Origin of the sequence: Bacillus sp. ISL-18 (assembly GCF_018613415.1) — a bacterium.
Lineage (GTDB): Bacteria > Bacillota > Bacilli > Bacillales > Cytobacillaceae > Neobacillus.
Window position 1 is genome coordinate 274,507 of sequence record NZ_JAGGQG010000014.1, and the last position, 21,954, is coordinate 296,460.

Here is a 21,954-nt window from a genome sequence, read left to right on the forward strand (position 1 = left end):
GTGGAGAAATGAAGAGACATGTTAAGAATTTTATATATATAATTTTAATTGTCAGTTTGATCCTTGTTATGATGGGAAACAAAACAACTGAAGCCATGAGCAGCTTTTTAAAGGCAGAAAAGCAGGCCAGCCGTGACTCGGTGAATTTGCCAAATGGCGCCGAGGAATTAGCGAAGATAGGCTCTACTTTGCAAGCCGAACATATTTTGCTCGATAATTGGTCTTTTTATGCACGTGAGCATGTGACGGGCATGAAGAGTGTAGAAGAAGTGCAGAAATATGCGAAAAAGCTTCAGCAGAAGTTTCCGGATTGGAAATGGTCTGTAACGAACACTAGTCAAAAGTGGCAAGTGACAGCAATATCTCCAACATCAAAACACCACCAAGAAATGCTTCAATTAATGGCAACCCACACAAAACAACCTGTAGATGCGTATATAGTATATAGTGTTCGTGGAAGTGAGTGGAACAAGGCGACTGAAGGCTTTTTTACTACCAAAGAGTTCCGAAATAGGCTATCTGACATATTTCGGGGCAAACCTACAGTTTTTTCTTGTATGAAGGGCGTTTTCAATGATAAGATTGATACGGCTTTGGCAAAGAAAGCTGGCAGGGTGATGTCAGATTTTAATGCAAAAGAGATCGAAGCGTTAAAAGAGGAGAATTTCATGTCGGTTTCGGCATCATCGCCAATGTTTACAGGCTCCATAGATCATAAATTGAATAACATGAATTTACAAATTGGCTTACGCTCCGAAGGATTGGGCGCGAAGACTACCATAGTAGTTGGAACCCCTATCATTACGATTGAATATTAATATAGAGAAAATGGACGCGGAGGGGAATACTCTTGGAAAAGATCATCGTCCGCGGCGGACAAAGGTTATCAGGTACGGTTAAAGTTGAAGGTGCAAAAAATGCCGTGCTGCCTGTGCTCGCTGCAACATTATTAGCAAGTGATGGAAAAAGTGTGATACGTGATGTACCCACACTCTCCGATGTATACACAATAAATGAAGTGATTCGCAACTTAAACGCTGAAGTGGCTTTTGACAATAATACAGTTGTTGTTGATGCATCTAGAGTGTTAAAAGAAGAGGCGCCGTTTGAATACGTACGAAAAATGCGTGCGTCTGTCCTCGTAATGGGATCGCTATTAGCTCGAAATGGCAGGGCCCGGGTTGCGTTACCTGGCGGCTGTGCGATTGGATCCCGTCCTATTGACCAGCACTTAAAAGGCTTTGAAGCAATGGGTGCGAAGGTAAAGGTAGGAAATGGCTTTATTGAAGCGGAGGTTGACGGCCGCTTAAAAGGTGCAAAGATTTATTTAGATTTCCCAAGTGTAGGGGCAACAGAAAATATCATGATGGCAGCATCTCTAGCACAGGGTACTACCATTATTGAAAATGTTGCAAAAGAACCAGAGATTGTCGATTTAGCTAATTTCTTGAACAAAATGGGCGCTCGCGTTAAGGGTGCCGGCACTGGTACTTTGCGTATTGAAGGCGTTGATGTATTATTTGGCGCTGAACATGCGATTATTCCTGACCGGATTGAAGCAGGTACGTTTATGGTAGCTGCGGCGATTACAGGTGGAGATGTATTGGTAAGAGGTGCAGTCCCTGAACACTTATCTTCTTTGATTGCGAAAATGGAAGAGATGGACGTTGAGATTCATGAGGAAGAAGATGGCGTTCGTGTCATCGGTCCTGATCGTCTGAAGGCAGTCGATATTAAAACGATGCCGCACCCAGGTTTCCCAACTGATATGCAATCACAAATGATGGCGTTATTGCTTCGTGCAGAGGGTACTTCTATGATTACTGAAACCGTGTTTGAGAACCGTTTTATGCATGTGGAAGAATTCCGCCGCATGAATGCAGATATCAAGATTGAAGGCCGTTCTGTTATTTTAAATGGTCCTTCTAATTTGCAGGGGGCTGAAGTGTCCGCAACGGATCTTCGTGCCGCAGCAGCGTTGATTCTGACTGGTTTGGTGTCTGAAGGAATGACACGCGTTACGGAGTTGAAACACTTAGACCGCGGTTATGTGAACTTCCACGGCAAGTTGGCAGGATTAGGGGCAGATATCGAACGTATTACAGAAGCAGACGAAACGTTTGTTGAAGCAAAGAAATATGTTTCTGATATGAATGCTTAAAGCTTACTAAAAGAGAATGAAAGTTAAGTGAAAGAATCCCTTAGTAGACAGTCGTCTGATATCTGACGGCTGTAGTACTAAGGGATTCTTTTGTTATAGCTGGTGCCTGTCACCGTTTCCTAGGTGGGGAGCTTAAACAAGGTGTTAATGGTAGGAATGGTGCCTGTCACCGATACCCAGGTGGGGAGCATAATCAAAGTGTTAATGGTAGGAATGGTGCCTGTCACCAATTCCAACAACATCATCATCCACTGCTAAAAAATCTGTAATAAATGCTTGTCCGCATCCATATGTATGTAATTGAGACGCAATCCGGCAGGTTTGTGCTGGCTCGAGAATTTTACAAACTGGAGGCACTATCATGAACAAAATCAAACCACTCATCGTACTAGCATCACTCCTCATTGCCTTAACCATCATTATTCCCTCTGTCGTCGTATTACCATTCTCAGGGGACCGCAACACGAGCGGAAAGCTCGGGGAAGACTTAACCAAGGCTTCCGCAAAGGCAACGCCGACAACCTCAAGCGTAGACGCTGACACGGCTGTAACAGTAGCGGTTTATCGCTCGGCGAGAAAGGTAATTGAAAAAGTTCCATTTGAAGATTATCTGGTTGGGGTTGTGGCAGCGGAAATGCCGGCAGAATTTAAGGAAGAAGCACTCAAGGCTCAGGCACTAGCGGCACGAACATATATCGTAAACAGATTGGTAAATAAAGATACGATGGGTGTACCAAAGGGTGCACAGGTGACGGATACGCAAATCCATCAGGTCTATATGAATGATGGTGAAATGAGGCGCGACTGGGGTCAGGATTACACGTGGAAAAAGAAAAAGGTCATCGAAGCCGTTCGCTCAACGGGCGGCCAGATTTTGACCTATGCCGGAAAACCGATCGATGCCTTGTTCTTTTCGACTGGAAATGGCTATACCGAAGACTCAGAGGACTACTGGGCTGGCAGTATACCCTATTTACGAAGTGTTTCAAGTCCATGGGATAAAGAGTCGCCGAAGTTTTCCAATCAAAAGGTGCTAACGGTGAGAGCGTTTGAAACGAAACTCGGTGTGAAGATTGGCTCAAGTTCGACAATCGGAAAAATTGTCGCCCGTACCACTGGAAAGCGGGTGGCGAAAGTAGACTTTAATGGCAAGGTGTTAACGGGAAGGGACATCCGTGAAAAACTGGATTTGAAGTCATCGGATTTTTCTTGGCAGCGAAAGGGAAATAATATTGTCATCTCGACCAAAGGCTTTGGCCACGGTGTCGGTATGAGTCAATACGGAGCGAACGGCATGGCCGAAAATGGATCGGATTATAAGGCGATCGTGAAGCATTACTATAAAGGGGTAGAGATTGCCTCCGCAGAGAGTATGCTGTCAACCTTAACCGCACAAAAATAAATAAGTCAGGCGTGGCGCCTGGCTTATTTATTTTGTCTAGGTACTTGTCAATGACCACTTTTTAAACCTTTTACAAAAGCAATGATTAACAGAATTATTGGAATAATGACTTGAAAAGGCATGTGTAAAAGATAGGGGATAATCATCATGCCTTCTTGTATATGTTCTGAATAATTGGAAGCGATTGTCATCGAACCTATTATAATGACGACCCCGAGCGGGAAAATAAGCGTGGAGTGGTCTTTCAGTTTAAAAAGGTCTGCAGCTCCAATCACAGCAACATAATAATAAAGACATAATTTAAAAAATCCAGCAACAATCAAATAAAGAATAAAAAAAATATCCAGGCGTTGGATAAAAGTCGTGAGTTCAATTTTTCTAATCGTGTTATAGAGTGGGAAGGGGGAGCGAATAAATAATTCCACCCCTAATACCGCAACATTGATGACGGATGTAATCGCGATGTTAATACCGCTTAATATCATTCCACTCAAACAAACCGTTACCACTTTCTTTTGATTTTTAAAAAAAGGCAGCAGCATCGTAAGAATGACCATTTCACCGAAAGGAAAATGGGTTGTTGATCTTAAAACGGTTTTTAAAACGGGACTCCAGCCATTTTCAAGGATTGGTTTTAGGTTTTCTATATGTAAGATCTCCGTAAATATAATGGTAAAAAAACCTAGAATGGCTAATAAATAAACACCAATAAAACAAAGCTCGCCCACTCTAGCGATAACTTCAAAACCCTTAAAAATCCCGTACATAATCGTAATAATCATAACCGTATTCAGTATGATTAAGGGGGTATTTGTGTAAATGGTAGTCACTAAAAGCTCCCCAATATCTCTTAAAACTCTTGAACTCTGATATAAGAAATAAGAAATATAGAAAAAGGCAATCAAACTGCCTGCCCATTTCCCTAAGATTTTTTGGACATAACTCGTCAACGGAAGTTCAGGATAGTAGGTAAAGAGCCGATAATAAATCAAAAAGAGTAATACTCCACCTGCTAGTCCGAGTAAATTTGCGATCCAGGCATCCTGTTTGGCCGTTGCTCCGGGACCAAACAAAACAGCCGTACCTAATTCAAATAAAACAATCAGGACAAACATTTGGTACGAACTGATTTGGAGCTTCTGCATACGTTCATCCCTTCTTCCCCAAAAACATTGGTTACAGGAAACCTCTTCATTTACAGTAAGAAATAGCAAAATGCATCTATAATAGGATTACCTTTTTTTCTCATTTTAGTAATTATTTTGACCGATCCGGTGACCTTATATTAATTCGATAGAAAGGGCAACTCTCGCATCACAACCAACAACAAGGCCACCTCGAAAAGTTTTTAAAAAAGAATGCATAAAATCATGCCTACTGTCGAAAAATAAGTTTTAAAAATTTTTTTATCGCCGTGTATATAATTCTACTTATCTGTTCAGAATGATTGCTGAGGTGATGAAAATGAGAGAGGAAGAAAACAAACGATCTTCTCAAAGTTCCAGTGTAAAACGCTTTTTCAAAAAGCGTTGGGTATTTCCAGCCATTTATATCGCAAGTGCAGCAATCATTTTAACCGGAGTCCTATGGTATCAATCATCAAGCAGCAACACGAATAAGTTTGATTACAAGGCCAGTGACCTTTCCGGTAAAAAGAACAATGCTCCAGCAGTTGAAGTAAACAAGTCAATCGAAAACTTCAAAATGCCAGTAGCAAATGCCGATGATGCGGTTGTCAAAACAAAATTCTATGATTTCACAGGCAAAGCAGCGGATCAAGAATCGGCCTTAGTATTCTACAATAATACGTATGTGCCAAACACAGGAATCGACATTACGGAGAAAAAAGGCGAAAGCTTTGATGTGACTGCGTCCCTTAGCGGAACCGTTACACGTGTCGAAGAAGATGCAACCCTAGGGAATGTTATTGAAATCGAACACGACAAAGGTATTGTCACACAATATCAATCCGTGAAAGATATTCAAGTGAAGGTTGGCGACCAAGTGAAACAAGATCAAGTTATTGCCAAGGCTGGACAAAGCTTGTTCAACGAAAAAGCTGGAACCCATGTACATTTTGAAATCCGTAAAGATGGTGTAGCAGTAAACCCAACAAACTACTTCGAAAAGTCGTTGAGCACACTGCAAGAAGACACCCTTACGAATGATAGCAAAGAATCATCAAAAACTCCGGACGTAAAACAAGACCAACAAAAAATAGAAGATCCGGCTACAGATGACTCAACCAACTCTACAGATAAAAGCAACTCATAATAAAATAAGTAACAAAGGGGAAGGGGAAAAATACTTTCCTCTTTTTTTTTGTGGGAGCACGGGTGGGAGCACGGGGACGGTTCTCTTGCTTCCGAAGCAAGAGAACCGTCCCCGTGCTCCTTTTGGGCAAAAAAAAATCCGCCATGAAGGACGGATTATCAAAGGGGGTTTGAATAAGTGTGAATAAACATAGTATAGCGTCTAGATATGAACAAACTATTAAAAAACAATTAATAATTTCTAAAAAGGAGCACTTTTTGTGACAAAGCGTGCCAATCCGGACTTGACCATTTCCCCGCCTTAATATGTTAGAATGGAAATAAAAGGAGGGATTTGGTTTTGAAAAAAATATTCGGGATTCTGCTCATGCTTGTGATCACCGTGATCGCCGGCTGCAGCAAGGAACCCACTCCAGAACAACGATTCTCCGATTACATAGCTTTATGGAACCAGCAAAAGTTTTCGAAAATGTATGATTATCTTTCTAGTGATGCGAAAAAGAATATCAGCAAAGAACAATTTACAACTCGCTACGAAAAACTCTACGATGATCTGCAGATAAAAGACCTCAAGATCAACTTCAAAAAGCCGAAAAAGGATCAGGGAGATAAAGAACCAGTCCGCTATTCTTTTACCGCCAGCATGAATAGTATCGCTGGGCCGATTAATTTTACCCAGCAAGCTAGATTACAAGAAGAAGAAAGAGACAATAACAAGAACTGGTATGTGGACTGGAATACTGAGTTCATTTTTAAAGGATTAAAGGAAGGCGACAAAATCAGCGTGAGTACGTCGGCACCGAAGCGCGGGGAAATTCTCGACTGCAACGGCACGGGTCTGGCAGTGAATGGCCAGGTATATGAAGTCGGCGTCGTCGCTGGGAAGCTGGATGATGCGGTTCTGTCGCAATTGGGACCGCTCCTTAAAATGACACGGGAGCAGATTAATAATTTGCTTAGCGCCAGCTGGGTGCAGCCAGGGCAGTTTGTGCCGCTCGCAAAGGTGTCAATGGATGACCAAAAGCGAATTGCTCAGTTGATTGCCCTCGAGCCAGTCAAGACAAGGAAAGTGGAGGCTCGGGTTTATCCTTATGGAAAGGCTGCAGCACAGCTTGTTGGCTATGTGGGGGCGATTACGGCCGATGAGCTAGAAAAGCTGAAAAAAAATGGCTATACGAGCGGCGATGTGATTGGCAAGCGCGGCCTTGAGCAGGTGCTGGATGAGCGCTTACGGGGCACAAGCGGCGTGAAGATTGTCATTAAAAAGAAGGCAGCCGGAAGCGCGGATGTGGTCCTTGCCGAGAAGCCGGTGGTCGATGGCCAGGATGTTAAGTTGACAATTGATGCGGAGTTGCAAAAGACGGTGTTTACGGAAATGGGTGATGAGGCCGGAACAGCCGCAGCGATGAACCCGAAGACGGGGGAAACGCTAGCGCTTGTTAGCAGTCCATCGTTTGACCCGAATCAGGTCATGCTGGGGATGGCTGCCGAAGAGTGGCAGGCACTGCGGCAGAACCCTAAGCAGCCGTTGACGACTCGTTTTAAGCAAGCCTATGCGCCTGGCTCAGTGATGAAACCACTAACGGCAGCGGTCGGATTGGAGTCTGGTGCGATTGTGCCGGGTGAAGCAGTGCCGATTTTAGGAGCAAAATGGCAAAAGGATTCATCATGGGGCAAGTATTTCGTGACGAGGGTTCATGCCGGGACAGAGCCGGTGAACTTAGAAAAGGCGCTCGTTTATTCCGATAATATTTATTTTGCGCAAGCAGCATTGAAGATAGGGAAAGACAAGTTTGTTGAAGGACTGAAAAAATTTGGCTTTGAAGAAGCGCTAGCCTATCCATACCCGCTTGAGAAATCGGTAACGGGTACGCTGGGCAATGATATCTCCCTCGCTGACTCAGGATATGGTCAGGGTCAGGTGCAGATGAGCATTGTTCATTTACTGGCTTCCTATACACCGTTTGCAAATGGCAACGGAAATGTGATCAAACCGATTTTGCTGACGGATGAGCAGCAGGGCCAGGTTTGGAAGGAAGCGGCGGTCTCGGCTGAGAACGCTAAGTTGATTTCGGCAGATTTGCGTAAGGTTGTGAGCGACCCAGGCGGGACCGCACGTGCAGCGCAGATCTCAGGGTATCCATTGGCAGGCAAAACAGGGACGGCTGAGATAAAGCAAAAGCAAGGGGTAACTGGCACGGAAAATGGCTGGTTTATTGCGTATAATCCCGATAACCCGAGCTTGATGGTGGCAATGATGGTGGAAGGTGTCCAAGGCCGGGGCAGCTCGCTGGTGCCGGTGAACAAAGTGAAAAATGTGTTTATGAAATGGAAATAGGCGTGTGAGTGGAGCACAAGTGATTTTTTGAGATCACTTGTGCTTTTTGGGTTAATTATTCCTCAGGCTGATATTGATATCTCCTCAAATCGATAATGCCATTCAGGCCGATTTCAACGCCTTCACTTTCAAGGGAAAATAGCTGTTCATGATAGGATTCATCGTCTGAGAGGGCAATCTTGCCCTTGCTGTTGATGACACGGTGCCAAGGCAGCTTATATTTCCTGCTCATCGAATGAAGGACACGAACCACCTGACGGGCGGCACGGGGGCTGCCAGCGAGTGCCGCAATTTGGCCGTAAGTCATGACTTTGCCTTCAGGGATGCTGCGAATAATCTGTATGACATTTTCCGTAAATGGGGTCATAGGGGTTGATCCTTTCCTTTTCGGTAATTATTAGGTGAGCATAATTTATAATAGGAACATTATATAATATTTTGAACAGGCAAGTGGAGTCCGTTTTCCGTATGACGGCTAGCGATTTCATCATTTTCCCGGAGGTTCCTGCATAAAAAATGAAAAACAATTTGCAGTAAATTAATATTTTCAAAAAAATTCTTTCGACAAATTCTTTGCCAGCCGCATGGTGCTTTAGATGGAAATTGGAAGGAGAACCCTTGGGGGACGTGGCTTTCTCACAAATGTCGAATAAATGGAATCCGTCCTATTTTCGAAAAATTTCCTAACCAGCCTTGTCCCGTTTGTCTATTTTGTGCATAAACCCGTATCCAAGCTAATAAAATGGTTACAAACCTTTACAAAGAGAGTGTTTGAGGTGAGGAGTCGTTTGAAGATAACAGGTATTCAGCCGGGGACATGATTATTCATCGTATTGACAGAAGGTTACAACTTTCTGCCGTGTGGAACAAATATGCACTCAGTGTCCGCCTAACGTGGACAATGTCTTTTTGTGGTGCCTGTCACCGTTACTACTACACACGGAAGTAGAATTCGTCGAAGTGATAAGCGGGTCTCATTTCACACTTCTCACATCCAATTTAGGGAGGGCGAGAGTGTGCACGATTACATCAAAGAGAGAACTATCAAGATTGGAAAGTATATCGTGGAGACGAGGAAAACGGTTCGCGTCATTGCGAAGGAGTTTGGCGTATCCAAAAGTACAGTCCATAAGGATTTGACAGAGAGACTTCCTGAGATTAATCCAGAGCTGGCAAATGAGGTTAAGGAAATTCTAGATTACCATAAATCAATCCGTCACCTCAGGGGTGGAGAGGCGACCAAAATGAAATATCAAAAAGAAGAAAAGGAAGGCGAGGCCGTCAAGTAAGCGACTTGCTAGAACCTGATAGAACCTGATAGAACCGGAACCTACTATGAAACCCAAAAAAAGAGGAAACAAGCAATCTGATCCCAGATTGCTCTTTTCATGCAAACCATTCCGCTTTTCAATCCAATTCCCCCTAATTTTAACAAAATTCAACAAAGTCATTAATATTACATTAAATTGTTATGGAAAAGTTGATGAATATGATAAAATAGTCAATTAGGAAAAGAATGTGGATTTTTGTTTCCAAGGAGGAAAGAAAAGAGAATGTTTGCAAGGGATATTGGGATTGACTTAGGGACGGCCAACGTGCTGATTCACGTTAAAGGCCGTGGTATTGTACTGAATGAACCTTCCGTCGTGGCGATTGATAAAAATACAAATAGAGTTTTAGCAGTCGGTGAAGAAGCGCGCCGCATGGTCGGCCGTACACCAGGAAACATCGTGGCCATTCGTCCGCTAAAAGACGGCGTAATTGCTGACTTTGATGTAACCGAAGCAATGCTAAAGCATTTCATTAATAAATTAAACGTAAAAGGCTTTTTATCAAAGCCGCGCATCCTGATCTGCTGCCCAACGAACATTACCAGTGTGGAGCAAAAGGCAATCAGGGAAGCAGCTGAAAAAAGCGGCGGCAAAAAGATTTACTTGGAAGAAGAGCCAAAAGTGGCGGCAATCGGTGCTGGAATGGACATCTTCCAGCCTAGCGGTAACATGGTAGTGGATATCGGAGGAGGAACAACCGATGTAGCGGTCCTGTCAATGGGCGATATCGTGACTTCTTCCTCCATCAAAATGGCCGGTGACAAGTTCGACATGGAGATTCTCAACCACATTAAGCGCGAGTATAAGCTCTTGATTGGGGAACGAACGGCTGAAAATATTAAAATAAACATCGGTACGGTCTTCCAAGGTTCCCGTTCAGAAGAGATGGAAATCCGCGGCCGTGACATGGTCAGCGGCTTACCGCGGACGATTACCGTTCGTTCTGAAGAAATCGAAGGGGCATTACGTGAATCAGTAGCTGTTATCGTTCAAGCAGCAAAAAGTGTCTTAGAGCGGACACCACCAGAACTTTCTGCTGACATCATCGACCGTGGCGTTATTTTAACGGGCGGCGGCGCATTGCTACACGGCATCGACATGCTCCTTGCTGAAGAGCTAAAGGTACCGGTATTGGTTGCAGAAAACCCAATGGACTGCGTAGCCATCGGCACAGGCATCATGCTCGATAACATCGACCGCATTTCACACCGCAAATTAGGATAAATATTACGATACAAAAAGTCTAATGAAGCAGGCCGGACAAGCCCTCCATCATTAGGCTTTTTTATTTTTGGGAAAAAACATGGGGACGGTTCTTTTGCTTCCCGGGGGAAGCAAGAGAACCGTCCCCATGCTTCCCCATGCTTCCAGAAAAAAATTAATGAGTATTTAGGAATAATTTTTTATAATAGAGATATTGAATCGGATATAATATGTATTAACTCGTCAAATTCGTGAAAAGTGCCGAATTTGGTTAAAGGGGAATTAACGAATGACAGGAAATAATGGACAAGTCAGTACGAGAGAAGAATATAAAAAGGCGAAACAAGAGGCAGTGGAACAAACGAAAGCGGAAAAACTCAAAAAGACAGAACCTGCACCAGCGCCTAAGACCGATAAACGAGTTCGGGCCCGTTTGATTCCGATCTGGCTTCGTCTCGTTCTTTTACTGGCCAGTATCATCATTTGCGTGATGGCGGGAGCAACGGTTGGATACGGGGTGCTCGGCGGCGGAAATGTGGGAGATGTATTTAAAGAATCAACCTGGACACATATTATAGACTTAGTCGATAAGGAATAACGGGAAGGGAGTAATTGCCCTTCCTATTTCTATATAGTAGAATGGAATCAGTTATCAGTTACTAGGAGGAGGTACTAAGTATGTTGGATATTGAACAAATTAAAGAGATTATTCCGCACCGCTATCCATTCTTGCTCGTTGACCGTATTTTAGAAGTGGAAGAGGGAAAAAGAGCGGTTGGCATAAAAAATGTTTCAGCTAATGAAGAGTTTTTCAACGGCCACTTTCCTGATTACCCTGTCATGCCGGGCGTCCTCATTGTCGAAGCACTCGCACAGGTCGGGGCTGTCGCCATGTTGAAAAAAGAAGAAAACCGCGGGCGCTTAGCCTTTTTTGCTGGCATAGACAATTGCCGTTTTAAAAAGCAAGTAAAGCCTGGCGACCAGCTTCGCCTTGAAGTGGAAATGACGCGTCTGCGTGGACCCATCGGCAGGGGAAAAGCGGTTGCGACCGTTGACGGCGAAATTGCCTGCGAAGCAGAAATCACGTTTGCACTTGGTGAGAAAAAGGAATAGGTTTGGAAGAACGGCTGAGATAATCTCAGTCGTTTTTTTTTGGATAAAAGCAATCGACAGGAGGGCACCCTAAGAAGGTAAAACAATTGCGAAAGGGGACCTTACCTTGACGAAAAAGCTTTTTCAACTACTGATTGGGTCTATTCTTTGCGGGGTACTTCTTGTCGGCTGTAACAACAATGATAATGACCGAAACGCGCCAATCACCGATAACAATATTCAAAATCCTACTAAAAATAGGATCCAAAACCCTGCCGATAATCATTTAAGGGATGACAACAACGATGGTCTTGGCGGCAACAATAATATTGATGACGATGATGTAAACGATAATGATCGGTATCGAAAGACGAATGACATCAACACGGATACCGATAAGGACCCAGTGAAAGACATCAACACAAGACAAGAAGAAATGATTGAGGATGACCTTGATCGAAACGATCGTAACCATATTGATAAATAAGGAAAAGGGACAGGCTGGCCTGTCCCTTTTCTCATGATTGTCCAGCTCCAGCGCCCTAGCGGCTAGTGTCCTTCGCGCTCCGCCCTACGATAAGTCAACATCGAATCGCTGTCGCTCTTAGTGTTTCCTTTATCTCAGTTGGAGCACTCCAGGCCATACGCCGCTGACCAGGGCGCTTGCACTTTTCTCATGAAAAACCGTTCGCAAATAGTGCGACAGCTAAAACCATTACAACAATAATCACAATATAGAAAAGAATAGCGAGAATCGTAATGATCCAGCCTGCCACTTTACGGCCAGTTTTAATAAAATAAATCCCCAACGCAATCGGTCCGAAGATAAATCCTAAAATGGCCCACAACCAGCGGCTTTTGTTGTGCCTTGGTGCATCAATAAATAAAAAAATGGCAAATGCTAAACTAATTATAAACCCAATAAGACTTTCCAAAAAATTTCCCCCTTTCGCCTCCTAATTTTAGTATCACTTAGAAATAGTCAAAAAGGCAACAAAAATTTACAAATATAGGTTGTTTTATCAAGGTGTGAATTTCCTTTATATAAAAATAAAAAACCAGCATGGGCTGGTTTTAAGGATTTTTCACTTTAATTTTAGGTTTACTTTGCATTTTTTCTTTAAATTCTTTTAATAGATCAGGTCCTTTGAAACCTTTTTCGATCAGGCTGTCGAGCAATAACTCAGAATAATCACTCTTATTGCGGCGCATTTGGCCTTGGAATAGGACACTTATATGTTCTTCGAATCGAATGAGCGAGCAGATCTTAGTTTGAAAATAGGCAGGGGCGTTCTCCTTCTTGGTGATAACCGCTTCCAAAATAATGTCACGGTCTTCTTCAGAGATTTTTTTAAAATAATCATAGAGGGACAGGTTCGTATAAGCCTCAAGCAGCCACGTGGAGTGTTCATCTTCTTTGTTTAGAATCAAGCCATCCACTAACGGAATTTCCATTGAGTTTTCATCACCAACTACATCCAATGAGTACAACTTAAAAGATTTCATCGCTACCTCCTATTTATTTTTTTCCTAATTATAGCATATGTGGGGCAAAAGCGAATGTCGAAAACTTTTTGTCGAAACTTGATTAATCTGTTTTATCGGGGAAAATGGGGAGGATCAATGACATAAACAGGGGAGATAAATGAAATTTGAAACAAAAACAGCCAGGATAATCATTTTATCGCCATTTTACAACAGTGTAACACTAACGCTATGATAAAACCATCAAATGGTGAAGGAGATGAAAGTATGATTAATCAAGTCACACTAGTCGGCCGGCTAACCCGGGATCCAGAGTTGAAAAAGACAACGGAAGGAACGGCTGTGACGCATATTTCCCTAGCAGTAAGTCGACCGTTCCGCAATCATAATGGCGAGATTGAGACAGATTTTGTGCCGTGTACACTTTGGCGGAAGGCAGCAGAAAACACCTGCCAATATTGTCGAAAGGGAACGGTGGTGGGCATTACCGGCAGACTTCAATCGCGCAATTACGACAATAAGGAGGGGAAAAAGGTGTATGTCACCGAGGTAGTGGCAGAAACGATTCGTTTTCTAAGTGCCAAGCCGCACGATGTTGTACCAGAGCAAAGAAAGGAGGAAACCGCCGTTGGGATATCATGAGGAGGAACAGGGCAGTTTGGAGCAGCTGCTTGAAAGTTTAATTAAAATGGTTGGAAAAGCCAATAAAAATGTCGACAGCCTGCAGGTCCGGGTACGTCAGCTGGAATCGCTGATTCGGGAGCAGCAGATTGTCGTAAAGGAAAGTGACCCCTTAGAAATCTACCCGCGTCATCACCATCACTCTACTGAAAAATTCCCTTTACATCTTTGAAATATATGTTTCCTTTCGCGACTCGGGTCAGAGCGGGTATTTTTAATAAACTGACTAGCTCATCCACGACACGACTGTTATTCATTGGTTAGACTGATGATTTCCGCTATTGTTATTTCCATTCGTATAAAAAATCAATCATTTCCCCGATCGTCTCCTCTTTTTACGGCATCATGACAGATGCCGTTTTTTTATGCAAAAGCGACTTTTCTGAATAATGAATGTATAGATATCAGCGCGGAGGGTAAACTAGTAGAAAAACCCCCCTGTTTTTTTAAAAAGAAGCCGCTGATCTAATGTCAGCGGCTTCTTGGTGTTACATTTTGTCTTTATGCCTCTTATTTACCTTTATGAACGTTGTAATTGTGTCGGAATAGAAACTTCTGCGTTTAGGGGGCATTAGGTGCAACTCAATCAGTGCCTTCTTTAATTCGGGCTCATTCTGCATCAGCTGAAAAATCAGACCAACATCCGGATCTTCGAGTTTTTCCTTTAATACAAAACCCGGTGCCTCGACACTTGGAAGCAGCTGGTTGAGCTCATCCACAAGATACTCCTTGTCCACCTTATAAATCTCCGCAAACCGTATGACTGTCTGGTAATTGGGAATCGCTTTTCCGGTTTCGTAACGACTAATCGTGGACCGGTGCATTTTCATCATATCCGCAAGTGTTTCTTGCGACCAGTTTTGCTTATCACGCAGTTCTCTTAATTTTTCTGATAAAGCCATCTCTTTCACCGCCGTAAGAACAATTCATGTTTTTAACTTAACGGTTTAAAAGATGGAAAAGCCGGAATGTGAAGGTTGTGCACATTTGTTACCGTGAAAATCATGCACAAATGGGGAAATCTTGTGTTTTTTGGAGGCTGCTAAACAGGAGTTGCTGTTATTATTGTCGAATAATAAAAATTGATTGTAAATTATTGTCATAACTGGAGGTTTTGTGTTTGGATAACATTACGATATTGATGTTTATTGGAGAAATGATTAGCAGTCAGGAAATACGAATTACGAGAAAACCAAGCCTTTACGATGCTTTCTTATTATCAGACGAGTCATTCCCAGCTACCCCGCCATCATTGAGCGAATCCTATCAGTCCATCCCCCTAGTGCAACAGGCAAGCCTTTTAATCCATATTCAAAATTACCAAATTGTACTCTCCTATCAACAAAGTTCCTTGCAGATAACCAAAACGGGTGAAATTCTTTCGGAAGAAGAAGTTTTAGAGGTGTTTACCAACTTTATTGTCAGGGTAGCAGACAAAGTTAGCTATTTAAGCACCTCGCCTTACCGCAAAAAACGGTCACAAAGAAAGAAAAAACAACGCATCCTCGCCGTAGAAAAGAAGCTAGAGGTAAGCCGCAATTAGTGGTGCCTGTCACCATAAATGATATTAACACTATATCAATCTATGATAGTAGAATAATTAGCCAGGTTGTCCAAAAACTGACACTGTTATGCCACAGAAAAGACACTTTCTCATTAAATAAGACAAAATGTGATACACTTTTATTGTGTTTGTAACAAAACTGTTACATTAGTCTGGTATAAATATAGTTAATAAGGAGGGAGAAAAGTATGCAAACGACAAGAAAGCGTATAATTCTCGTGTTACTTACAACTATGTTATGTGTATCGGGATCAATGGTTACATATGCACAAACAAACACTGAGGCACTACATAATGCTCAAGCTCAACTCGAGCAAAAGCAACAAGTAGTAGAGCAAAAAGTACAAGAACAACAAGCGGTTAATAAAGATATAGAAAATATTCAAAATGAGTTAAAATCCATTTCCGATGAGATTGCCAAAAACAGAGATGAAATGGCAGCTACACAGGAAAAAATCGATGCAACGAATAAGTTAATTGAAGAGAAAAAAGAAGAAATCGTTGCGATCGAGGATAAAATGTTGGCCCGGCAAGAAGTAATGAAAAAGCGGGCAGTAGCGATGCAGCAAAACAGTAACGTTAATTTAATTATTAACCTATTCTTTGAATCTGACAGTATTACAGAGTTCATCCAGCGTGCTAGTGCTGCATCCGAACTAATTGATGCAGATAAAGATATTTTGACGGCGCAACAAGAGGACCTGAAGCAGATTGAGAAAGATAAAGCAGTAATTGATCAGCAAGAGCAAGTGTTAGAAGAGGATCAGAAAGCGCTTGCAGATCAGCAGGCTGCGCTTGACCAAAATATGCAAAAAAGACAACAAACTTTAACCGCGATGCAACAGAAATATGCACAAGTTTCTCAACAAGTGGCAATGGCTCAGCAAGAGAAAGCTGGGATTGAGTCACAAATGAATAACCTTCAAGCAGCCATCCAAAGGGAACAGGCAGAAGCGAAGGCTCGTGCGGCCGCAGCGGCAGCCGCAGCAAAAGCTCGAGCAGCTACAGCTAGACCGATAGCTGTACCAGTAGCAAATAAAACAGCTTCACAAGGTAACAAAACTTCACAAGCTGCTGCACAAGGTAAAGAAATGTATGTAACAGCAACGGCGTATACGGCCGAATGTGCTGGATGCTCCGGAATTACAACTATGGGTCACAATGTTCGGGCAAATCCAAATATGAAAATAATTGCCGTAGACCCAAGAATTATTCCGCTTGGAAGCAGAGTTTGGGTAGAGGGCTATGGTGTAGCGATTGCTGGTGACACAGGCGGTGCCATTAAGGGCCACAGAATCGATGTATTAATGCCAAATAAAGCAGCAGCCCTTGCTTTTGGAAGAAAAACCGTAAAACTTGTCATCTTAAATTAGATGCCATTTAAGCGGGACTACTAGAATTAAATTAACTAAAGCTTAATAGTTCTTAACATTACAAGAGACCTAACCAATAAAACGGTTAGGTCTCTTTTTTTTGATGCCTTTTTGGTGCCTGTCACCATTTGTAGTACTAACACCATAATAATGGTGATTTAGTTTTCCTCACTGTTACTATCCTTAGGAAGCGTAGTTTGATTCCCTTTATTGATACTTTTAGAAATGATCGTGCCGTTATCCCCAATATTAATCGTACTGCCAATAATGGTTGAATTAGCGGTATGACTATTTTGATAAGTCGGTCCATAATTAATGTTGGCATTATTCGAAAGGCTGTCCACAATAAAGTTTGTGATATTGATGAAGAATTTCATTTTTGTAATCACCGTCCTAATTCATCCTATTGTGTACGATCAAGAATGATTGTCCAAAGACCTACTATTTTCGAAAGAGGCTGAACTATATAGAAGAAGGCTCTTTTCGTAAACCATATTTTTGAATAGTTTAAAGATGTTCTCATATAGCTTAGAATGTAAACCTTAACTTTCCGTTAGGGTTTTTTCGTTTTTTTCATAAATATCGGTCGTTTTTGCTCACGGAATATAGATATCATTGTGTTTTGAAAAATAAACGGCAAAATTCCGTTTGAATTAGGAAATACCAATATTTCCTTAATAACAAAGGCTTTCTGCTTTCCATAAAAAAAGTCCTTGCATTAGACATATAAACAAGGTTACTATTATGGTAGTAACCAAATGAGTGCGTCACTGAAAGGCAGGTTAGATCTGTTGAATTTTAGAGTATATATTTTAGCTATTGTGTCTTTTGTAGTAGGGATGGCTGAATTAATTGTCGGCGGTATTTTAGATATTGTTTCAAGCGGATTAGGCGTTTCCGTGAGTAAAGCTGGTGAACTAATCACCATCTATTCACTTGTTTTTGCCATTTCATCACCTGTCCTGTTAACGCTAACCGCAAAGGTCGAGAGGAAACGATTAGCGCTTATCACACTAAGCCTGTTTTTGGTGGGAAATCTTGTGGCCTTTTTAAGTCCCAACTTTCTTGTCCTTTTCCTATCAAGAATGATCTCGGCTGCGAGTGGATCGTTATTAGTAGTCCTATGTGTAACGATTGGTTCTAGTATGGTAAAAGAAGAATTTCGTGCCCGAGCGATTGGGGTTATTTTTATGGGAATCAGCGGTTCTTTAGTATTAGGAGTACCAGCGGGACTTATCGTAGGGAATCACTTTGGCTGGCGTTCACCATTTCTGTTCATTGCAATCCTTACACTTATTTCAATGATGGGGGTTTATTTCTTTCTTGGAAAAATCGAACCCAAACCGGTTATCTCGCTTGGCAAGCAATTAAACACCTTAAAAAATTCAAAGATTTTGTTTGCTCAACTAACGTCGGTCTTGTTTTTAACGGGTCATTTAACACTTTATGCGTATCTGACGCCATTTCTAAAAACAACCTTACATCTTGATTCAACATGGGTAAGTTTCTTTTATTTTATCTTTGGCATTTCTGCTGTCTTTGGCGGGGGACTAGGCGGCTTTATGGCGGATAAGTGGGGGTCAAAGAAAAGTATTTTGACGATTGTGGTGACCTTTTGCCTTGTGATGTTCGTCCTGCCAAAAGTAACTTTTTCTATCATCCTGTTTGTCATCGTGATGATGGTGTGGAGTATGTTAAGCTGGGCGATTACACCTGCGCAGCAAAACTATTTAATTGAGACCTCACCAGAGACATCTGATATTCAACAAAGTTTAAATAATTCAGCTTTACATGTGGGAATTGCGTTAGGATCCGTGATTGGCGGAATGGTGATCAATCAGTATTCCGTTTTATATAACGCCTCTATTGGCGGGATTTTTGTCTTCATCGCCTTACTATGCGCCATTTTTTCGATTACACGGGGAAATGTGAGAAGTAGAGAGGCAAAACAAATTTAAAGGAGGTGAACATGATTACAGGTGATACGATCTCTGTAATCATGATCAAATGAGTGTTCATATTAATGCAAAACAAGGTGAAATTGCCGAAAATATTCTACTGCCTGGAGATCCATTAAGGGCGAAGTATATCGCTGAGACTTTTTTAGAAGAGGTCCATTGCTACAATGAGGTTCGCGGTATGCTTGGATTTACAGGAATGTATAAGGGAAAACGAGTTTCCGTTCAAGGAACAGGGATGGGGATCCCTTCCATTTCGATTTATGTAAATGAATTAATCCGCGATTATGGGGTGAAAAACTTAATTCGGGTTGGTTCCTGTGGCGCCATTCAAAAGGATATTCATGTCCGAGATGTCATTCTTGCCATGACTTCCTCTACGGATTCAAGTATCAATCGTCAAAATTTCCCCGGGATTGATTATGCACCATGTGCAGATTTTAAAATGTTAACCAAAGCTTTTGAAAATGGGACTCAAAGGGGCATGGACATTAAGGCAGGCAACGTGTTATCGGCTGACCTGTTTTACCGTGACAGCATGGAGATCGTCAAGAAGTTGGGAGATTACGGGGTATTGGCTGTGGAGATGGAAACAACCGCTTTGTACACATTAGCGGCCAAGTATGGCGTTTCCGCTCTTTCTATTCTCACTGTCAGTGATCATATTTTTACCGGGGAAGATACCACAGCGGAAGAGCGGCAAACCACCTTTAATGATATGGTCGTTATTGCTCTAGAAACGCTAACTAAATAAAAGGCAGGGGAACTCCCCTTTGCCTTTTATTAATAGCGAAGCCGTAACAGTAGATGTTTAAATTCTTCATCATTCATTAACTGATCTTCATACTTTTTTGTTACTTTTGTTAACACGACATCATGGTAGAAAAACTCGACAAAAAACTTCACAAATGGCTTTGATTTTGTCAGCATCGCCTGCCATGCATCGTTTTCAACACCGGCAAACAAAATCGTCTCTTCATCAATAATGATGAGGCGGTTTTTCTCTAATCTGCGGTGTTCTTCATTAGGCGACAGGATAAGCAGGGAGGATAAGGCTGATGCTTGGACATCCCCAACAACAAGGGCCTCGACTTTTACGCCGGATTGTTCTTTTTCGATTAAAATAGGCAAAAATGCTTGGAAGTCTTCTTTCCAAACGGAAATTTGAATCGAGTGCTTCGCTTCTTGAAGAAGCTGTTTACATTGGAGTTGAATGGAAGAATCCACCTTTAGACTCCAGACGCGATCATCCGAGCGATTGTTTTGATAGGTATTATTTTTCAATTGGCTTATATTTTCTTCAAATTCTTTGGTTAATTTTTCAATAACAAGATTTAAAGGCAGAGCGGTATAGAGTTTCTTCTTTTCGGAAACAGAGTCTAATACGAGACCTTTTTCAACCATCCGCGTCAGCACTTCATAAATCTTTGCCTTGGGAACGCCGGAATATTTAACGATGAGTGTGGCATCCAACGGCTCACTCGAAGACGCCAGAACTTCATATACCTGGCTTTCATATTGAGAAAATCCAAACTTTCTAAGCATCATTCTGACCTCTTTTTAAAAAATTGGAAACACTAAAGTAATCATAGGGGATAAAACGACTGTTGTAAAATATTTCTTATGATTAATCCGCCTTTACAAGGTTGGTTACTACTTGTATAGTAATAAATCGTTGTTAAAAAATTTTCCGTCTAATTGTAAGCGAATTCAGAAAAGAAAGACAGTATGGAGGAACTTAACTATGAAGTACATCATTGCCATTATTGGATTAGTAGTCGTTTTTGGACTAGCGTATCTGGCCAGCAATAATCGGAACCAGATTAAATGGAAGCCAGTCATCCTTATGATTGTGATTCAAGTGATTTTGGCTGCGTTATTATTAAATACAACCTTTGGTTTGGTTTTGATCAGAGGATTTGCTGAAGTGTTTAGTAAATTATTAGAGTACGCAGCTAGCGGGATTTCGTTTATATTTGGCGGGCTTGCCAATAAAGGAGAAGCGCCGTTCTTTCTAACGGTATTGCTTCCGATTGTGTTCATTTCCGTCTTAATTGGTATTTTTCAGTATTTAAAAATTCTTCCCTTCATTATGAAGGCGATAGGTCTAGCTTTAAGCAAGGTGAACGGGATGGGAAAACTGGAATCATATAACGCAGTAGCCTCGGCAATCGTTGGTCAATCGGAAGTGTTTATCACGGTGAAGAAACAACTGGGTCTGCTGCCAGCAAACCGTTTATATACGCTGTGTGCCTCGGCCATGTCGACCGTCTCCATGTCCATCGTCGGAGCCTATATGACCATGATTGAACCAAAATATGTGGTCACCGCACTGGTCATTAATTTATTCGGCGGGTTCATCGTAACCTCGATCATTAACCCCTACATAGTGAATCCCAGTGAGGATATACTAGTGATCCAAGACGTGGAAAAACAAAGCTTCTTTGAAATGCTCGGGGAATATATTATCGATGGCTTTAAGGTAGCCATCATTGTTGGGGCGATGTTAATTGGTTTTGTGGCATTAATGGCTGGAATTAATGACGTATTTGATCTGATTTTCGGGATATCATTCCAAGAAATTTTAGGATATGTTTTTTCACCGCTTGCCTTTATCATGGGTGTCCCATTTTCAGAATCAGTCCGGGCTGGAGGAATTATGGCAACCAAGCTGGTCACGAATGAGTTTGTAGCGATGATGGATTTAACGAAAATACAATCTAGCTTTAACCCAAGGACATTAGGGATTATTTCCGTATTCCTTGTCTCGTTTGCAAACTTCTCTTCAATCGGAATTATTGCCGGGGCCGTAAAAAGCTTACATGAAAAGCAGGGAAATACAGTCGCTCGTTTTGGCTTAAAATTATTGTATGGCGCCACATTAGTGAGTGTTTTATCAGCTGTGATTGTAAGTATTGTTTTATAGAAAAAGAAGACCTCCAAAATACGCATGGTATTTAAGAGGTCTTCTTTTTATGAGGACAGGGAAGTTTTTTTGTGGAAATGTGTGATTTCAAAGTTAAATTTTCACAAAAAATTCACGTTTCTAACTTGTTTATATTAAAAAACTATAATAATGTAATGGTGATAAAA

At 41.9% G+C, this 21,954-nt stretch carries 25 protein-coding genes; 17 read left to right on the forward strand and 8 right to left on the reverse strand.

The genetic code is table 11. The features are described 5' to 3' along the window. The first annotated feature begins 8 nt into the window (after positions 1-8). Both J7E81_RS21960 and murA read left to right on the forward strand, forming a co-directional pair. Entirely contained in the window at positions 9-818 is an 810-nt protein-coding gene (locus J7E81_RS21960; protein WP_215045580.1) for a YwmB family TATA-box binding protein, read from the forward strand. Between the two features lie 32 nt (positions 819-850). After that, positions 851-2,161: a UDP-N-acetylglucosamine 1-carboxyvinyltransferase gene (murA, locus tag J7E81_RS21965; RefSeq protein ID WP_215045581.1), complete on the forward strand. Its 1,311-nt coding sequence runs from the start codon at positions 851-853 to the stop codon at positions 2,159-2,161. 201 nt (positions 2,162-2,362) lie between these two features. On the opposite strand, the gene J7E81_RS21970 is transcribed toward murA, so the two are convergent. Next, on the reverse strand, positions 2,363-2,545 hold the full coding sequence (locus tag J7E81_RS21970; RefSeq protein WP_215045582.1) for a hypothetical protein: 183 nt from the start codon (positions 2,543-2,545) through the stop codon (positions 2,363-2,365). Here J7E81_RS21970 and spoIID point away from each other — a divergent pair. After that, on the forward strand, positions 2,523-3,563 hold the full coding sequence (gene spoIID, locus J7E81_RS21975) for a stage II sporulation protein D (RefSeq protein ID WP_215045583.1): 1,041 nt from the start codon (positions 2,523-2,525) through the stop codon (positions 3,561-3,563). The two genes, J7E81_RS21970 and spoIID, sit on opposite strands and share 23 nt — an antisense overlap. A gap of 47 nt (positions 3,564-3,610) precedes the next feature. Here the strand turns inward: spoIID and J7E81_RS21980 are convergent, their stop codons facing one another. Beyond that, a complete protein-coding gene (locus J7E81_RS21980) occupies positions 3,611-4,708 on the reverse strand; it encodes a GerAB/ArcD/ProY family transporter (RefSeq protein WP_215045584.1) in 1,098 nt (365 codons plus the stop codon). Positions 4,709-5,027: 319 nt separating this feature from the next. Between J7E81_RS21980 and spoIIQ the strand changes: the two genes are divergently transcribed. Beyond that, positions 5,028-5,837, forward strand: coding sequence for a stage II sporulation protein SpoIIQ (gene spoIIQ / locus J7E81_RS21985; protein ID WP_215045585.1), 810 nt, complete (start codon positions 5,028-5,030; stop codon positions 5,835-5,837). A gap of 339 nt (positions 5,838-6,176) precedes the next feature. Continuing rightward, complete coding sequence (locus J7E81_RS21990) at positions 6,177-8,174, forward strand: penicillin-binding transpeptidase domain-containing protein (protein WP_215045586.1); 1,998 nt, start codon at positions 6,177-6,179, stop codon at positions 8,172-8,174. Between the two features lie 55 nt (positions 8,175-8,229). On the opposite strand, the gene J7E81_RS21995 is transcribed toward J7E81_RS21990, so the two are convergent. Continuing rightward, a complete protein-coding gene (locus tag J7E81_RS21995; RefSeq protein WP_215045587.1) occupies positions 8,230-8,541 on the reverse strand; it encodes an MGMT family protein in 312 nt (103 codons plus the stop codon). Positions 8,542-9,190: 649 nt separating this feature from the next. On the opposite strand from J7E81_RS21995, the gene spoIIID reads away from it, so the two are divergent. The 5 genes from spoIIID to J7E81_RS22020 all read left to right on the forward strand — a co-directional run bounded on the left by spoIIID (position 9,191) and on the right by J7E81_RS22020 (position 12,287). Beyond that, entirely contained in the window at positions 9,191-9,463 is a 273-nt protein-coding gene (gene spoIIID / locus J7E81_RS22000; protein ID WP_007086083.1) for a sporulation transcriptional regulator SpoIIID, read from the forward strand. Positions 9,464-9,727: 264 nt separating this feature from the next. Further along, complete coding sequence (gene mreB / locus J7E81_RS22005; protein WP_215045588.1) at positions 9,728-10,729, forward strand: rod shape-determining protein; 1,002 nt, start codon at positions 9,728-9,730, stop codon at positions 10,727-10,729. 268 nt (positions 10,730-10,997) lie between these two features. Beyond that, positions 10,998-11,306 (forward strand): DNA-directed RNA polymerase subunit beta, encoded by a 309-nt coding sequence (locus J7E81_RS22010; protein ID WP_215045589.1) that lies wholly within the window; start codon positions 10,998-11,000, stop codon positions 11,304-11,306. 80 nt (positions 11,307-11,386) lie between these two features. After that, positions 11,387-11,821, forward strand: a complete 435-nt coding sequence (gene fabZ / locus J7E81_RS22015; protein ID WP_098527832.1) for a 3-hydroxyacyl-ACP dehydratase FabZ — start codon at positions 11,387-11,389, stop codon at positions 11,819-11,821. Positions 11,822-11,927: 106 nt separating this feature from the next. Continuing rightward, positions 11,928-12,287 carry a hypothetical protein gene (locus tag J7E81_RS22020; protein WP_215045590.1) on the forward strand — a complete coding sequence of 120 codons (360 nt, stop codon included), beginning with the start codon at positions 11,928-11,930 and terminating at the stop codon, positions 12,285-12,287. Positions 12,288-12,474: 187 nt separating this feature from the next. On the opposite strand, the gene J7E81_RS22025 is transcribed toward J7E81_RS22020, so the two are convergent. Together J7E81_RS22025 and J7E81_RS22030 are read right to left on the reverse strand one after the other, a co-directional pair. Continuing rightward, the gene (locus J7E81_RS22025) at positions 12,475-12,735 is read right to left on the reverse strand and encodes a hypothetical protein (RefSeq protein WP_215045591.1); all 261 of its coding nucleotides are present in this window, start codon (positions 12,733-12,735) and stop codon (positions 12,475-12,477) included. Between the two features lie 139 nt (positions 12,736-12,874). Then, positions 12,875-13,306, reverse strand: a complete 432-nt coding sequence (locus tag J7E81_RS22030) for a YwpF-like family protein (RefSeq protein ID WP_215045592.1) — start codon at positions 13,304-13,306, stop codon at positions 12,875-12,877. A 246-nt stretch (positions 13,307-13,552) separates the two neighbouring features. Here J7E81_RS22030 and J7E81_RS22035 point away from each other — a divergent pair, with 246 nt between their 5' ends. Together J7E81_RS22035 and J7E81_RS22040 are read left to right on the forward strand one after the other, a co-directional pair. After that, positions 13,553-13,927 carry a single-stranded DNA-binding protein gene (locus J7E81_RS22035; protein WP_215045593.1) on the forward strand — a complete coding sequence of 125 codons (375 nt, stop codon included), beginning with the start codon at positions 13,553-13,555 and terminating at the stop codon, positions 13,925-13,927. Continuing rightward, positions 13,914-14,138 (forward strand): hypothetical protein, encoded by a 225-nt coding sequence (locus J7E81_RS22040; protein ID WP_215045633.1) that lies wholly within the window; start codon positions 13,914-13,916, stop codon positions 14,136-14,138. Before J7E81_RS22035 ends, J7E81_RS22040 begins: the two co-directional genes overlap by 14 nt. 316 nt (positions 14,139-14,454) lie before the next feature. Here J7E81_RS22040 and J7E81_RS22045 read toward each other — a convergent pair whose 3' ends face one another. Continuing rightward, positions 14,455-14,868, reverse strand: a complete 414-nt coding sequence (locus J7E81_RS22045; RefSeq protein WP_215045594.1) for a helix-turn-helix domain-containing protein — start codon at positions 14,866-14,868, stop codon at positions 14,455-14,457. 218 nt (positions 14,869-15,086) lie between these two features. On the opposite strand from J7E81_RS22045, the gene J7E81_RS22050 reads away from it, so the two are divergent. Continuing rightward, positions 15,087-15,509 (forward strand): hypothetical protein, encoded by a 423-nt coding sequence (locus tag J7E81_RS22050; protein ID WP_215045595.1) that lies wholly within the window; start codon positions 15,087-15,089, stop codon positions 15,507-15,509. A 209-nt stretch (positions 15,510-15,718) separates the two neighbouring features. After that, on the forward strand, positions 15,719-16,903 hold the full coding sequence (locus J7E81_RS22055) for a 3D domain-containing protein (RefSeq protein ID WP_215045596.1): 1,185 nt from the start codon (positions 15,719-15,721) through the stop codon (positions 16,901-16,903). A 158-nt stretch (positions 16,904-17,061) separates the two neighbouring features. Here the strand turns inward: J7E81_RS22055 and J7E81_RS22060 are convergent, their stop codons facing one another. Further along, positions 17,062-17,292, reverse strand: coding sequence for a spore germination protein (locus tag J7E81_RS22060; protein WP_215045597.1), 231 nt, complete (start codon positions 17,290-17,292; stop codon positions 17,062-17,064). A gap of 402 nt (positions 17,293-17,694) precedes the next feature. Between J7E81_RS22060 and J7E81_RS22065 the strand changes: the two genes are divergently transcribed. Both J7E81_RS22065 and deoD read left to right on the forward strand, forming a co-directional pair. Further along, complete coding sequence (locus J7E81_RS22065; RefSeq protein ID WP_215045598.1) at positions 17,695-18,861, forward strand: MFS transporter; 1,167 nt, start codon at positions 17,695-17,697, stop codon at positions 18,859-18,861. A gap of 49 nt (positions 18,862-18,910) precedes the next feature. Further along, on the forward strand, positions 18,911-19,615 hold the full coding sequence (gene deoD, locus J7E81_RS22070; protein WP_215045599.1) for a purine-nucleoside phosphorylase: 705 nt from the start codon (positions 18,911-18,913) through the stop codon (positions 19,613-19,615). Between the two features lie 29 nt (positions 19,616-19,644). On the opposite strand, the gene J7E81_RS22075 is transcribed toward deoD, so the two are convergent. Continuing rightward, positions 19,645-20,406 (reverse strand): TrmB family transcriptional regulator, encoded by a 762-nt coding sequence (locus J7E81_RS22075; RefSeq protein WP_215045600.1) that lies wholly within the window; start codon positions 20,404-20,406, stop codon positions 19,645-19,647. 199 nt (positions 20,407-20,605) lie between these two features. Here J7E81_RS22075 and J7E81_RS22080 point away from each other — a divergent pair, with 199 nt between their 5' ends. Beyond that, positions 20,606-21,787: a NupC/NupG family nucleoside CNT transporter gene (locus tag J7E81_RS22080; RefSeq protein ID WP_215045601.1), complete on the forward strand. Its 1,182-nt coding sequence runs from the start codon at positions 20,606-20,608 to the stop codon at positions 21,785-21,787. Positions 21,788-21,954 lie beyond the last annotated feature (167 nt).